A 14,767-nucleotide genomic window follows, 5' to 3' on the forward strand; every position below is an offset into this window, starting at 1 on the left:
AACCATAAAATACACAACCTAAATTATTTATTTCTATAATAATAGATTGTACTTCATTGTATATAAATTTAAAGGAAAATAAGTTAAGAAAAAAAGTGAGTGGGGGCCATAATCGTTACACACCCTCAAAAATAGTAAAAAAAATTAGTTTAATAGAAAAAAATAACAAAACTAAACAAAATCAGAAAATCTAAAAAAAGAATAAAAAAAGCAATCTTAAAAATAATAAAAAAAACTTAGTATTTATCGAAAAAAATAACAAAAAAAGGTACTAAAAATCTAAAAAAAAAAGATTTGAAAAAAATAACTAAATTAAAAAAGGTAAAAAAAATCTAAAAAAAAAGATTTGAAAAAAATAACTAAATTAAAAAAGGTACAAAAAACTGGAAAACAAGAAAAATAATAATAAAATAAGAAAAAACAAATAAATAAAATTATAAAAAATTAAAAAAAAAGAATTATTTGGATTGAGCAGCTTCAGCCGCTTTTAATTCTTTCTTAGACCTTCTTAAAAGATCTCTTAAAGCATTTGAAGCATTTGGAGGTACTGAATCTTCTTCCTTGTTCAAAATTACTTCAGAAATAGTGTTAGAAAGAACAAAAATTGCATGTTTATGTTCTGCCTTAGTTCTGTGAATGTGATGAGGACTAATGTTCAATGCAAGGTATTCCTCACAATATTCATGAGCAGAATTATCAGTGTCTAAATATTTTAAAACATATACTAAAAATTGATGTAATTGTATCATTTCATCTTTATACATATAATACCTTTCCTATATTTTAAAATTTTTATAAATAATTTCTAAGTAAACAAATCAAAATTTTATTTTTGAATTCCTAAAAACACATAACAAAACCAAATCAAGAGGATACATTTCATCCAAATACCAGGAAACTTACATTCATTTTATGGATTTAAACTACTTGCAACTAAATCCTCATATAAATTTCACAATGAAACATAAATTCTTTTACTTTGATTTATTTTTTGTTAATAGTATTTTAAACACAATTGTATTTAAAATTTATGTTTAACTATATAAATTTTTATATTTAATTTTTTGTATCAAAAATATATAAATCTTTTTGTAGAATTGGTAAATAATAAGTATTTTTTAAAAAATAATAGAAAATTCACAATAAGATATGGAAAAAATTGACAAATATATACTTAATCAAATTAATCTTTAAGTTGAATTAAACAATACAATTTCCAAAAATTGTTTTGAGCTTCAAAATGCATAATGAAAAAAAGATCATAACAGAAAAAATACTAAAAAAATGATAAAAAAATTGTAGATAATCATTATAATATTAACAATGTATATAAAATATAAAAAATATAATTAATTATGTTATAAATTATGCTTATATTAAACTATATGAAATCATATAATGAAATGTGAATATAATATAGCTTTGATATTCGTTTGACTGATGAAATTGATTGAAAAACTCATGACATGGATTTGTCAAATAAGCATTAACAACAAAAACTAATTAAATATATAATATTATTTTATTTTATTTTTATTTAGCAAGAGTGGTAGAATGGAAATTCTAAAGTATGATAAGGAAACTGCAAATGAACTAATCAAAAGATCACAGGCAGACATCAATGAAATCCTATCAATAGTTTCAGACATCCTTATGGATGTTAAGGAAAATAAGGATGAAGCTGTAAAGAGATATACTGCCAAGTTTGATAAGGCTGAATTAGAGGATTTGCAAGTTTCTAAAGATGAAATTAAAGAAGCTTATGATAACTTAGATAAGAATCTTATTGAAGCGCTTGAAAGGGCATCTTTAAATATTGAAAAATTCCATAAGGCTCAAATTCCAGAAGAATGGTTTATGGAAGTGGACACAGGAATTACTGCAGGTCAAATAATAAGGCCTATCAATAGAGTCGGCTGCTATATTCCAGGAGGAAGGGCTGCTTATCCTTCATCTATTTTAATGGAAGTGATTCCAGCAAAAATAGCTGGAGTTGAAAGAATAATTTGCTGCACACCTCCAGGAGCTGACGGTAAAATAATGGATGCCATTTTAGTTGCTGCAGATTTAGCTGGAGCAGATGAAATCTACAAATGCGGTGGCTCTCAAGCCATTGCTGCAATGGCTTATGGAACTGAATCAATTGAAAAGGTTGAAAAGATCGTAGGTCCAGGAAACGTATTTGTTACAGGAGCTAAAAAATTGGTTTATGGTGATGTGGATATTGAATTCCCAGCAGGACCATCTGAAGTTTTAGTCTTGGCAGACAAAACAGCTGTGCCAAAATATCTTGCTCATGACTTCCTTTCTCAAGCGGAACATGATCCTGAAGCATCATGCTTCCTTGTTACCGATGATGAAGGAATAGCTAAAGAAGCAAAAGAATTGATTGAAAAGTTCGCTAAGGAAGCTGTAAGAAGTGAAATTATAGAAGAATCCCTAGAAAAGCACGGACATATCATTCTTTGTGAAAATATGGATGATGCTATTGATTTTACAAACACTTATGCACCTGAACATTTAATCATCAGCACTGAAGATGACAAGGCTGTGCTTGATAGGATTAAAAATGCAGGTTCCATTTTCTTAGGAAAATACTCTCCAGTAGCTGCTGGAGATTACGGTTCTGGAACCAATCATGTATTGCCAACAAGCGGTGGAGCTAAAATGTATTCAGGACTTTCCACTGAAAGCTTTATTAAGAAGCCTACTGTTCAAACCCTTACAAGGGAAGGAATTGAAAAGCTATCCAAAACAGTTATTCCAATTGCAGAATATGAAGGCTTTTATGCACATGCAAATTCAGTGAAGGTAAGATTGGATAAAAACTAAATTTAAATAAATTAAGATAATATAAATTATTATAATTAATTAAACTAAAATTAATGAAATTTATAAAATTATAAAATTATAACCTTTTAAAGCTTATAAAAATTATAAAATTATAAAATTTATAAACCTAAAAATTTTATAAAAATTATAAAATTATAACATTATAAAACTTATAAAATTTATAAACCTAAAAATTTTATAAAAATTATAAAATTATAACATTATAAAGCTTATAAAATTTATAAAACTTATAAATTTAAAAAAAATTATTTAATATAATCGAGGCGATAACGTGGATTATTTATTAGGAGACTTAAGAAGAACTCATTATTCAAAAGACGTAAACCCTGAAATCAGTGGGGAAGAAGTCCTCATTATGGGTTGGGTACATGAAATAAGAGATTTAGGTGGAATTATCTTTGTAATCATCAGAGACAGAGATGGATTAGTGCAAATCACTGCACCAAGCAAAAAAGTAGATGCATCCATTTTAGATGATTTAAGAGCTCTCAGAAAAGAATCTGTAGTTGCAATCAGAGGTACTGTTCAAGATGCAGGAAAAGCACCAAATGGTGTGGAAATCATCCCTGCAGAAGTCATCATCTTAAACCCAGCTAAACAGCCATTGCCAATGGATCCAACTGAAAAGGTAAAAGCTGAAATCGATACCAGATTAAACTCAAGATTCCTTGACTTAAGAAAAGCAAATGTAAGCTCTATCTTTAAGATTAAAGCAAACATGTTCAAAACAATTCGTGACTACTTCTATGAACAAGGCATGATTGAAATCAACACTCCTAAACTTGTGGCTTCCGCTACTGAAGGAGGAACTGAACTTTTCCCAATCACTTACTTTGAAAAAGAGGCTTTCCTCGGACAATCCCCACAATTATACAAGCAAATGATGATGGGTGCTGGATTTGACAAGGTATTTGAAATCGGCCAAATCTTCAGAGCTGAAGAGCACGACACATTAAGACACTTAAACGAAGCAGTTTCCATCGACTGTGAAATTTCATTTGCAGATGATGTGGATGTAATGAAAGTATTGGATGGTGCAATTACCGCAGTACTCAAATCCACTAAAGAAAACTGTGCAAAAGAATTGGAAATTTTAGAATATGACTTAAGCGCTATTCCTGAAGGTCCATTCCCAGAAGTTAAATATGATGATGCAGTAGACATAATCAATGCAAAAGGAGTTGACATGGAATGGGGAGAAGACTTATCCAGAGAAGCTGAAAAAGCTTTAGGAGATACCCAAGAAGGTTTCTACTTCTTAACCGATTGGCCATCAGCAATTAAGCCTTTCTATGCTATGCCTTACGAAGACAGACCTGAAATCAGTCATGCTTTCGACTTAATGTACAAAAACCTAGAAATCTCATCAGGTTCTATACGGGTTCACCAATACGACCTTTTAGTAAAACAAATGCTTAAAAGAGACTTAAACCCTGATGGATTCGGCAGCTACTTGAAAGCATTCGAATACGGTATGGCTCCTCACGCAGGTTGGGGTGTAGGTGCAGACAGATTAGCTATGGTCTTAACTGGTGTTGAAAACATTAGAGAAACTGTTCTCTTCCCAAGAGACAGACACAGATTAACTCCATAAGTTAATGAAGTCATATAAAATAAAAATAAAAACTAAAATAATGAATAAATAACTAAATAAGGATAATCAAAAAATTAAAAAAATGATTAATCTTTATTTACTTTATTTATCTTATTTATTTTTCTTTTATCAAATTAAAAAAAAACTATTTTTAAACTAATTTTACTGATTTTAACAACTTTTTTAAAACTGACTGAAAAAAATTCAAGGTAATAACATGCAGGAATACAAAGTAGCAATTATAGGAGGAGGGCCATCAGGTATGATGGCTGCAATAAAGGCAGCACAGGAATTAGGCCCTAAAAATGTATGCATCTTAGAAAAGAATGATGCATTAGGCAAAAAGCTTCTCATGACTGGAGGAGGCCGTTGCAATATAACAAACAACACCCCAATCCATGATCAACTAAACTATTACAAGAAGAACAAAAACTTCCTGAAACATGCATTATACACATTGCCTCAAGAAAAACTACTTGCAATCTTTGAAGAAAAGGACCTTGAATTTCACCAAGAAGACAATAAGAGAGTCTTCCCAGACAGTAAAGATGCCCAAGACATTTTAGATGTTTTGTTAGAATATCTTGAAGAATTAGAAGTAGATATACATACATCTTGTCCAATTAATGCAAATGATATTGAGCATGAATTAAATGAAAAGATGGAACCAGTATTTTTAATAGAAAATGATAAGATATCATTAAATGCATCAAAGATTATAGTATCTACAGGAGGCATTACATACCCGAGCACAGGTTCCACTGGAGATGGATATAGGATAGCATCAAAGATGAATCACAGCATAACAGACATCAAGCCAGGGCTTGTTTCATTTGATGTTGATGACTTTTTGCTTAGAAGCTTAAGCGGACTGACCTTAAGCAATGTAGAGCTTTCATTTAAGGACAAAAAGAAAAAGATATCCGTTGATGGAGATGTTTTGATTAGCCATTTTGGATTGACTGGACCTGCTGTAATTGATTTAAGCAATCCACTAATCGAAAAGTCAAAGTTCAGCATTTTAGATGATGATTTGAACTTAAAGGATGATGAGGAATTGGAAGAGCTTGAGTTGTTTACAGATAAGATTACAATTGACTTTTGCCCAGATTTAACTGAAGAGGATATTAAAGCAAAAATCACTGAAGATACTCCTAACAAGGGTACATTAAAGATTAAGAATTATATGAAAAAGTTCCTTACAAACAACTTCATTGATTATTTCCTTATGAAATTGGATATAAGCCCTAACAAGACAATGGCTAATATCACTAAAAAGGACAAAAACAAGTTAGCTGAAAACCTTAAAAGACATTCTATTGAAATTGAATCATTGGAAATGGGTCTTGCTAAGGTCACTATTGGCGGAGTCAAATCAAAAGAGATTGATTCTAAAACTCTTCAATCAAGATTTGTTGACGGATTATATTTTGCAGGAGAAGTTCTTGAAGTTGCTGGACCTACTGGAGGGTATAATTTGCAAATAGCATTTTCAACTGGTTATTTAGCAGGTCAAGAAGCTGCTAACAGTTTAAAATAAACTATTTTTATTTTTTTTATTTTTAAAATATCATTTTCCTTTTTTTAATTTATAATATCTTTAATAAAATCTATTTTCATTTTTAAAAAATTAAATACCTTTAAAAAAATCTATTTTTCTAATACTCAAATTTTCATTGAATTAAATTAAATACTGATTATATACTCTCAAATTTTCATCATAAAAAAAACTTATTTTATATCTCTAATATTCATCACAAATAGCAATACTTATTTTTGACTTTTGCTTTAAAAAGCAAAAGAAAACTAATAGAAACGTGAAATCCTAAAAAATTGATTATAGTGAAAAATTAATAAAAGATAGATTTAGTAAAAATTAATTAAAAATAGATAAGAATAAATTAAAAAAAGACAATTAAAAAAATTTAAAAAAAAATAAAAAAAGAAATGGATAAATCAATTGAATTTATCCACCAATAGATTCAAAACCTTTTGTAGCGAGTAAACGTGCAAAGGATCCTTTAGGTTTCATATAGATATTTCCTTTATTATACTCATCTAAAGCTTGTGAAATCATTTTTTGTTTTTTATCTGGATTTTTAGCAGCTTTTGCAAGAGCTTTAACTAAAACCATAATGGCATCTGCCCTATTCATAGATCCTGTCTGAATATTTTCTCTACCTTTATATCCAGCATAATTATCGTTTGAACGAATAATATCAGTTGCACTAAGATTTGTTTCTACACCATCAACTTCAAGAGGTCTTACAGTATCAATAATATTATCTATTCCTTCATCATAGATAAGAACTACTGCATCAATATGAGTTCCATTACGTGCTTCTACAATTTCTTTAGCATAATCCATACCTTGATCCACACCATTCCACATGGAATCGTGGAATCTCATATTACCTCCCAAGCCTCCAGGGGCCGGTTGTGATGGGTGAGTCATACCACCAGGATAGAATGGGTCATAGCTTTTCAAATGTCCATCTTTTAATTTAATGATGAATGCCATATCACATCCACCACCTGGCTGTTCATACTTATCGGCAGCGATAACTAAAATAGTTTTATTTTCTGCGGTTAAGTCAGGACCTCCTACGAAAAAGGTTCCTATAACTATTAATAACCAAATAAGAATAACAGAAAGAATTGCTATAATAAGTTTTTGTTTTCTATTCATAATATTCCTTCCTTGTAATAAAATTAAATTAATTAAAGTAAATTTACATTAATATAATATATAAATTTTCTATATTATAAATATATTTATAGAATATATAAATTTTTAGGTAAAATTAAAAAAAATATAGGTGCATAAATGCTAAAAATATCCTAATTTAGAATATATAAATTTTTAGGTAAAATTAAAAAAAATATAGGTGCATAAATGCTAAAAATATCCTAATTAAATGATTACATAAAATAATATTAATTATAAAAAAAGTAAAAGTATCATAATTACATGATAAAATAAAATAAAATAAAAAAATAGACTAATGAAAAAAATTAAAAAAAAAATATAATTCAATGGAAATTATTCTATTTTATCAGTCCAAAGACTGAATTCCTTAATTTGAGGAGGGATTCCATGATCTCCACATGTTTCAAGCCAACCTTCATTTGATTGGAATTCCTCATCATATTCCACACTGTTTACAAAGTCAATCAAACCTTGATTTCTGATTAAAACATCTCTTGGCTTTAAAGTAGAAGACCATATATAATAAACTTTAAAAACAGTGTCTGGATGATAACCTCCACCTAAATCAATAGATAATACATCACATTTATCAATTGACTTAGCAACTTCCTCTAAAGTCTCATGAAGTCTTACATCCCCACTTATGAATTTGAAATTATCATTATATCTTGAAAGCCTTTCCATAGGTTCTATAGCTTCCGGACTATTGTCAATGCTTGTTAAAGTTCCTGTAGTCAGTCTATATAGCATCAACTCACTGGATTTTCCTACATGGCAACCTAGTTCCACAACATTGTCAGTCTTTTGTAAAACTTCTCTTAAATGCTGCCTATAAACCTTCATATCATAACTAAGCTTTATCATAATATCCCCTTTACTGATTTTTAATCTCTGATTTTAAACTCTATTTAACTATAACATAATTTTTAACTTATTTTTAATATAATCTTTAAACTTTAATTAAACTTTAATTTTAAATTTAATCCCAAATTTAAAAATAATCAATCTTTATTTATTATTTTGATTCCTTCAGTGTTCATTTTATAAAAATCAAACTCATTGTAGTATTCAACTTCCAATTTTAATTTTTGGTCTTCATTTGCTATAGCAAAAACAGTATTTCCAAGCATTGCCATTGAACTTCCAAGGACTCTGCCATGCAATTTATGAACTATTTTTAAGAGATCATCATTAATTAAATGAGTGCTTTTAGCAAACTTTAAAGAAGCATTCATAAACTTTTTAATTGTTTCCTCTTCATTGAATTCATTATCTACCGCAACATTAAACTTGGATTTGAACTTAGATCCGATTACGATGCCATCATCTTTTTTGTTGAATTCCTCACCTATTTCCAATCCGACTTGAGTGATGAGTTTCTTATGCTTAGGGTCTTCTATAATTGAGGCAGTAGATATCTCACCAAGTGTTTTTGTGATTACATAAAAATCTGATTTTAATGATTCAAATACTCCAAAACCTGTTTTTTCATGTGGAACAATGGATTTTGCTTTTCCATAACCTGGAGCTCCAACTTCTGTTCTAAGAACTATGCCTTTAGACAATTCTGAAATCACATCTCCAAGACCTGTTCCAAGTGAAACTTCAGCTAAATGGGCATACTGACCGCATTCTTCCATTGACAAGCCTAAATTGAATTGTTCGTTTATGCAAATAACTGTCCCTAAGGCAGATGCAGCAGAAGTTCCAAATCCACATCCTATTGGAACCTGTATTGTTTGATTCAATATAATATTTTCTAAATTAAAATTAACATCTGCATTATTTAAGTCTTTGTCCATCAGTTCAATTGTTTTTAGAATAATGACCTCATTATAATCATCTTTTTTGCCGTTAATTAAAATGGATAACCCATTTTCACTATTGGACTCCTTATTCAAATCGCAATTTTCTTTTTGGTCAATTTCGGTGATAACACCTTTATCCAATAGCACTCCAGCACCTAATGATCCCTTCAATAAGGGATTTTCATTATCAAAGATACTAAAAAAACCGGTTATATGGGATGGAACAAATACAGAAATCATTTTAACACTTTTTAATTTTTAATTGATTGTAAACAGCATTAATAAAATAATTTATTAATTATAAGGATAAAATTATAAATATCAATTAGATTATTGCAATTAATTATTCAATTAATCATAAGAATTGATTTTTACAATTTAACAATATAAATTAGATTTTTAACATTTATAAAATTTTATAATTTTAAGAAATGATTAAAGAATTTTTAAATGATTTAAAATGATTAATTTAAAAAGATTTGAAGAATTAAATATTGAAAAATTAAATATTAAGTAAAATATTGAAAAGAAAAATATTAACAAGTAAAATATTGAAAAGTTAAATATTAAATATTTAATACTTAATAGAAATTATTATTTTCAATTAAAGGAGAGATATTATTGACTCAAAAAAGAATTGATTTACATATGCACAGTTTATTCAGTGACGGTGAACTCTTACCTTCTGAGCTTGCAAGAAGAGCTCTTGTAATGGGACATGAAGTAATAGCCATTACTGACCATGTTGATTACTCTAATATCCACACCATCTCAGACATAAGTGATGCAATTGATGACATTAACAAAAACTGGGAAATTACAGTGGTTTTAGGTGCTGAAATTACACATGCACCAGTTGAATCCATTCCAGAACTTGCAGAAAAAGCCCGTGAATTAGGTGCTAAAATTGTAGTTGTTCATGGAGAAACATTAAATGAACCAGTAGTTGAAGGAACTAACTTTGCTGCTGTAAACTGTAAGGATATCGATATTTTAGGCCATCCGGGTTTAATTACTAAAGAAGAGGCAGAAATAGCTAAAAAGAATAATGTGGCTTTAGAAATCAGTGCTAGAAAAGGCCACTGCTTAGGAAATGGTCACGTAGCAAATATTGCAAGAGAAGTTGGAAATGATCTTGTAATCGATACAGACACCCATTCTCCAGATGACTTAATTACCTTTGAAAGGTCAATTGAAATAGGATTAGGAGCAGGAATGACTAAAGAAGAAATTCATATGGCAATTGTTGATAATCCTAGAAAAATACTAAAAAGACATGGAATAAATCTTTAATTATTCCAACTATTTTTTTATTTTAAATATTCCAACTATTTTTTTATTTTAATTATTTTTATTCTTAAACTACAATTTTTCTTATTTTTCTTATTTTTACTATTTATTTAATTTTATGCTATTGTTTTTATTAAGTTAGATTTTCTTTATTTTATTCAATTTGATGGATTACACCATTTCATTAGAAAAAAGAAAAAAAATCATTATACAAAAAGACTATTTTTAAAAGATTAATTTTAAAGAAAGATTATCTAAAATAAATAAAAAAAGATTAATTTTAAAGAAAGATTATCTAAAATAAATAAAAAAAATTAATTTTAAAAAAAGAAGAAAATAAAAAATTATTAAAAAAAGAAAAAAGTGAGGGAATTACCATTTAATAGTAATTCTGCTCTTTTTAGAAACAAGGTAATTGCTGTTTCCAGAACTTATAACAACTGTGTGTTTTCCTCTTTTAAGGTTTTTAGTATTGAAACTTGCTATTCCCTTCTTATTGGTTTTAACAGTATATATTCTGTACTTTTTGCCAGTATAGACCTTAAGTTTTAATTTAAGATTAGGAATGACTTTTTTAGTAACTGCATTTTTAACTGTAACCCTAAAGTATTTGGTTCTTTTTACCCTAGCAGTTACATAAGGAGCAGAAACAATGGTTTTTCCTTTAGTGATCTTTACAGTTGCTTTAGCGCGAACTCCTCTCCAAGAGAGATCTTAAGAACCATCAGGGCTAAGGGCAAATGTGACCTTATATGTTCCTACGGCATATTTGGAAAAGTTTATCTTAAATACACCATTTTTATCAGTGTAGAAATCTTCCCAATACGCTTTGTTGCCTTTTTGAATGTAAGCGATTCCAGGGAATCCCTTAAATGGAGCCTTAGTGAATCCATAAATTACTTTACCTGTAAAAATCTTTCCAGACTTATAGCTGGTAGTGAAAGTGTTTTTTACCACAAAAGTAACGTAAGGATAAGGATTTAATGCATTGTTTAAAACAACCACTTCCTTGAATTTTTGAGTGATGTTGTTTCTTGCAACAGTGACTAAATTAGTTGTATCAAGGAATATTACCCCTTCATCTGCAGAGACTGAATTGTTTCTGAAATTGCAATTGAGGATACTTGCTTTTGAATCAAAAATATGAATCGCAGAAGCGCCATTCTTATTTGTATTGTCTGTGAAATTTGAATTGCATATTAAATAAATGCTTGCATTCATATGCAAGTTCCCCATCTATTAAAATGGAAGTTCCTGTATTCTTTATGAATCTGCAAGCATCAATTGTATTGTTTCCACCACAAACAGTTATTCCAGACTTAAGTGCTGTGAATAATGAATTTTTAACAGTTGAATTGGAATTATACAAATACACAGGAGATTCTGTTTTGTTGAAATTACAATTTGTCACAGAACAATTGCTTAATACTGCGCTTATTCCACACATTTTATTATTATAGAAATCGGAATTGCTTAAAATCACTTTAGACTTAAGTGAAGCAATCAATCCATATGGCATTTCCCCATCAACAAGTTCATAATCATCATTTTCATATATGATTTTATTGCCATCAAATCTGCAATTGGAAATCTCTGCACTTGTCTTATTTAAGAAAATTGTTCCAATGTTATTTGAATTGCTTGAAAAGCTACAGTTTGTAATATTGCTGATACCTCCAGTTGCATAGATTGCTGAAAATATAGCTGTATTGTTTATGAAACTGCAATTGCTGACAGCAACACCATTTTTTGTAACGATGACTCCAGTTTCATTGTCCTCCAAGCTAAAGTTCTTAAAGCATATTCCCTTAAATATTACATTTGGACAATTAATTCTAAATCTGACCTTGAAACCGTTTCCATCAAGTATTGCATTGTCAACACCTTGAATTGTAACTGCCCTATTGACTATAACCATATTCTTTTCAGTAGCAGTGTAAGTTCCATTCAATAGGATTGTATCATTTTCACTAGCGTGGGCAATGGCATTTTGAATGGCATCAAATGTTTTTTCATCAACGGGAATTTCTGAATTTGCATTGGAATCAAGATCTGCATCATCTCCATCATCATTTTCTCCTTCAGAGACAATATTTTCCATAATTCCTGCATCCCCCAAGAGATTGGAATCTATGGAAGCATCCTCCTGCGCTGAATCAAAAGAAACATCATCTGAAGCAGAAACCATCCCAACACTTAATATGAATAATAAGAAAATTGAAATGATAATTAAATTTTTCCTAGACATTTTCCTCACCCATAAATTAGTTTTCCTTTTTTATCATTTGACATTATTATATCCATTTAATCCTTATTTAAAATGATCATTTAATTGTGATTCTACTCCTTTTTGAAATTATATAATTGCTGTTTCCAGAACTGATGACAACTGTATGTTTACCTCTTTTAAGGTTTTTAGTATTGAAACTTGCTATTCCCTTCTTATTGGTTTTTACAGTATAAATCCTGTACTTTTTGCCAGTGTAGACCTTAAGCTTTATCTTAAGATTTGGAACGACCTTTTTAGAGGCTGAATTTTTAACAGTGACTTTAAAGTAATTGGATCTTTTAGCCTTTGCAGTTACATAAGGAGCATAAACAATAGTTCCTGCCTTTTTAATCTGCAATGTGGATGCAGCAGTCATGAAGATAACATTTGAATAGCATTTATATGCAAAAGCGCTGATTTCAGCCTTATAATTGCCTACTTTCAATCTGGATAGCTTAAATGATGCAATTCCTTTGGAATTTGTAGTTGCAAAGAAATCATCATACTCATACTTTACTAAATTAACAGTCAAAACAAGCTTTACATTAGCGCATGATTTTCCATTGCTTCCTAAAATAGCCTTAACATTATATGCCTTACCTGACTGATATGTTGTAATGAATTTTACAGGACTGTATTTGACAAAGTAGAAGGACTTTAAATCATTAGTGAAAGAAAGTACCTTGGTGTAATTTGTTGTCCTGTTGCCTTTAGTAATGCTGACCTTATTGCCGCTGATTATAGCTGCTTCAATGTTAGATTTGAAAGTGCAGTTTGTAACCTTCAAATTGCTGTTTTCAGAATAGACTGCTGTCACATTATTATTTGAGTTTGTAAATGTTAAATTGATTAGATTTACTGTATTGTAAACCCAAATATTTAAAGCGGCTTTGTTATTCAAGAAATTTGAATTTTTAATGGTCAAAGCATAATAATCCTCTATCAATCCACTATTATTTCTAAATGTGCATGAATCAATCACACAGTTTGCATTATTGTCAAGGACAAATTTAGAATTGTTTTCAAAAATGGAACCTTTAATGGTTAATTTCCTTTGGGAACCATCATAATCATTAGGCACATTGGTGCAAATCACTTTGGCATTATTTCCAAATATGGAATTCATAATGCTTAAGATTCCCTTTTCCAAATAGATAACTCCATAATCTCCAACCTTATTCTTATTGAATGTACAATTATTGATAATATTGGTGGAATCATTATTGTTCAAAAGAAAATAGAAAGTCTGAACTTCTCAAGTATTGGAAACAAATGAAGAATTTTTAATTGATAATTTTGAAGCGCTTTCCTTAGTGTCAAGGATTGTTATGACTGCCTCATTCCAGCCGGTCACCTTATTTGAGTTAAACAGAGTGTTTTCTATATTTAAAATAAGTTCAACAGATTTTAAGGCCATGTTATTGTTTTTAAAAATACAATTAATTATATTGACACAATCAGATTTTACGTTATTCTTACAATCAAGTGCCAAACATTTATTATTTTCAAAGGTACAATTGATAAAAGTTGCATTGCCTTCAATCTTAATTGCGGCATTTTCCTTAGTGTTCCTAAAAATGATGTTCTTTAAGGTAATTGACTTTTCAGACACAAATATTGAAGACAAGCCTTTAGCATCAAGGACTGAATTTTGTCCATCAATGATTAGGTTCTTATTGACATAGATGAAATTTCCGCTTCCATTATATGTGCCGTTTAATTTTATTGTATCATTGGCTTTGGAAATTAATATTGCATTTTGAATGTCTTCAAATGTATTTCCTGAAACAATTAAATCATTGTCATTTTCATTATCCTCTTCGCCATCTCCATCATTTAGCTCATTGTCATTTTCATTATCCTCTTCGCCATCCCCATCATCTGTTAACTGGCTTTCAGATTGGATTTCCAATGGATTATCTGTTGTTTCAAAGTCAGATGACTGAACTGAAATTATTTCATTTGGACCATTGCCATCATAAATCCCAGAATTTCCATCATCCAATCCAATTTCTGCAGCTGAAGCAAATCCAATGCTTAAAACAAATAGGATGAGGATTGAAATTAAAATATAATCCTTTTTAAAAATAATTACACCCCAACCGATTTTAATAAGTGTTCAACCAAATTTTTTTATAAATCATTTATATATCAATACTTAACTAAATAATTTAAATTATACATTATTTATTTCTTTAATGATATTAATATTTTATTAAATTATTTTTTAAAAAAAATGAAAT

At 29.2% G+C, this 14,767-nt stretch carries 13 protein-coding genes; 5 read left to right on the forward strand and 8 right to left on the reverse strand.

Annotated elements, in window-relative coordinates; genetic code table 11:
* Window positions 1-458: 458 nt before the first annotated feature.
* Window positions 459-764 (reverse strand): UPF0058 family protein, encoded by a 306-nt coding sequence (locus tag QZV12_RS12700; protein WP_295622412.1) that lies wholly within the window; start codon window positions 762-764, stop codon window positions 459-461.
* 790 nt (window positions 765-1,554) lie between these two features.
* Between QZV12_RS12700 and hisD the strand changes: the two genes are divergently transcribed.
* The 3 genes from hisD (at window position 1,555) to QZV12_RS12715 (ending at window position 5,987) form a co-directional block, all read left to right on the forward strand.
* Window positions 1,555-2,832 carry a histidinol dehydrogenase gene (gene hisD / locus QZV12_RS12705; protein ID WP_295622414.1) on the forward strand — a complete coding sequence of 426 codons (1,278 nt, stop codon included), beginning with the start codon at window positions 1,555-1,557 and terminating at the stop codon, window positions 2,830-2,832.
* Window positions 2,833-3,124: 292 nt separating this feature from the next.
* The gene (aspS, locus tag QZV12_RS12710) at window positions 3,125-4,447 is read left to right on the forward strand and encodes an aspartate--tRNA(Asn) ligase (protein WP_295622415.1); all 1,323 of its coding nucleotides are present in this window, start codon (window positions 3,125-3,127) and stop codon (window positions 4,445-4,447) included.
* A gap of 217 nt (window positions 4,448-4,664) precedes the next feature.
* Window positions 4,665-5,987, forward strand: a complete 1,323-nt coding sequence (locus QZV12_RS12715; RefSeq protein ID WP_295622417.1) for an NAD(P)/FAD-dependent oxidoreductase — start codon at window positions 4,665-4,667, stop codon at window positions 5,985-5,987.
* A 426-nt stretch (window positions 5,988-6,413) separates the two neighbouring features.
* On the opposite strand, the gene QZV12_RS12720 is transcribed toward QZV12_RS12715, so the two are convergent.
* The 3 genes from QZV12_RS12720 to QZV12_RS12730 all read right to left on the reverse strand — a co-directional run bounded on the left by QZV12_RS12720 (window position 6,414) and on the right by QZV12_RS12730 (window position 9,205).
* Complete coding sequence (locus QZV12_RS12720) at window positions 6,414-7,136, reverse strand: DUF4012 domain-containing protein (protein ID WP_295622419.1); 723 nt, start codon at window positions 7,134-7,136, stop codon at window positions 6,414-6,416.
* A gap of 354 nt (window positions 7,137-7,490) precedes the next feature.
* Window positions 7,491-8,021, reverse strand: coding sequence for a class I SAM-dependent methyltransferase (locus QZV12_RS12725; RefSeq protein WP_295622421.1), 531 nt, complete (start codon window positions 8,019-8,021; stop codon window positions 7,491-7,493).
* Window positions 8,022-8,158: 137 nt separating this feature from the next.
* Window positions 8,159-9,205, reverse strand: a complete 1,047-nt coding sequence (locus QZV12_RS12730) for a pantoate kinase (RefSeq protein WP_295622423.1) — start codon at window positions 9,203-9,205, stop codon at window positions 8,159-8,161.
* 381 nt (window positions 9,206-9,586) lie between these two features.
* Here QZV12_RS12730 and QZV12_RS12735 point away from each other — a divergent pair, with 381 nt between their 5' ends.
* Together QZV12_RS12735 and QZV12_RS12740 are read left to right on the forward strand one after the other, a co-directional pair.
* Window positions 9,587-10,258, forward strand: coding sequence for a histidinol phosphate phosphatase domain-containing protein (locus tag QZV12_RS12735; RefSeq protein WP_295622425.1), 672 nt, complete (start codon window positions 9,587-9,589; stop codon window positions 10,256-10,258).
* A 360-nt stretch (window positions 10,259-10,618) separates the two neighbouring features.
* Window positions 10,619-10,807, forward strand: coding sequence for a hypothetical protein (locus QZV12_RS12740; protein WP_295622427.1), 189 nt, complete (start codon window positions 10,619-10,621; stop codon window positions 10,805-10,807).
* A 162-nt stretch (window positions 10,808-10,969) separates the two neighbouring features.
* Here QZV12_RS12740 and QZV12_RS12745 read toward each other — a convergent pair whose 3' ends face one another.
* The 4 genes from QZV12_RS12745 to QZV12_RS12760 form a co-directional block, all read right to left on the reverse strand.
* Window positions 10,970-11,476: a hypothetical protein gene (locus QZV12_RS12745; RefSeq protein ID WP_295622429.1), complete on the reverse strand. Its 507-nt coding sequence runs from the start codon at window positions 11,474-11,476 to the stop codon at window positions 10,970-10,972.
* Window positions 11,421-12,503: a right-handed parallel beta-helix repeat-containing protein gene (locus QZV12_RS12750; protein WP_295622431.1), complete on the reverse strand. Its 1,083-nt coding sequence runs from the start codon at window positions 12,501-12,503 to the stop codon at window positions 11,421-11,423. Before QZV12_RS12750 ends, QZV12_RS12745 begins: the two co-directional genes overlap by 56 nt.
* A gap of 76 nt (window positions 12,504-12,579) precedes the next feature.
* Window positions 12,580-13,755 (reverse strand): right-handed parallel beta-helix repeat-containing protein, encoded by a 1,176-nt coding sequence (locus QZV12_RS12755; RefSeq protein WP_295622433.1) that lies wholly within the window; start codon window positions 13,753-13,755, stop codon window positions 12,580-12,582.
* A gap of 24 nt (window positions 13,756-13,779) precedes the next feature.
* Window positions 13,780-14,529 (reverse strand): hypothetical protein, encoded by a 750-nt coding sequence (locus tag QZV12_RS12760; RefSeq protein ID WP_295622435.1) that lies wholly within the window; start codon window positions 14,527-14,529, stop codon window positions 13,780-13,782.
* Window positions 14,530-14,767: the final 238 nt, after the last annotated feature.

The organism is uncultured Methanobrevibacter sp. (assembly GCF_902769175.1).
Classification (GTDB): Archaea; Methanobacteriota; Methanobacteria; order Methanobacteriales; family Methanobacteriaceae; genus Methanobrevibacter.

Excerpts from the sequence above, each read along its gene's own strand:
- QZV12_RS12700 (WP_295622412.1), bottom strand. The coding sequence starts at position 764 with ATGTATAAAGATGAAATGATACAATTACATCAATTTTTAGTATATGTT.
- hisD (WP_295622414.1), top strand. The coding sequence starts at position 1,555 with ATGGAAATTCTAAAGTATGATAAGGAAACTGCAAATGAACTAATCAAA.
- QZV12_RS12715 (WP_295622417.1), top strand. The coding sequence starts at position 4,665 with ATGCAGGAATACAAAGTAGCAATTATAGGAGGAGGGCCATCAGGTATG.
- QZV12_RS12720 (WP_295622419.1), bottom strand. The coding sequence starts at position 7,136 with ATGAATAGAAAACAAAAACTTATTATAGCAATTCTTTCTGTTATTCTT.
- QZV12_RS12725 (WP_295622421.1), bottom strand. The coding sequence starts at position 8,021 with ATGATAAAGCTTAGTTATGATATGAAGGTTTATAGGCAGCATTTAAGA.
- QZV12_RS12730 (WP_295622423.1), bottom strand. The coding sequence starts at position 9,205 with ATGATTTCTGTATTTGTTCCATCCCATATAACCGGTTTTTTTAGTATC.
- QZV12_RS12745 (WP_295622429.1), bottom strand. The coding sequence starts at position 11,476 with ATGAATGCAAGCATTTATTTAATATGCAATTCAAATTTCACAGACAAT.
- QZV12_RS12750 (WP_295622431.1), bottom strand. The coding sequence starts at position 12,503 with ATGTCTAGGAAAAATTTAATTATCATTTCAATTTTCTTATTATTCATA.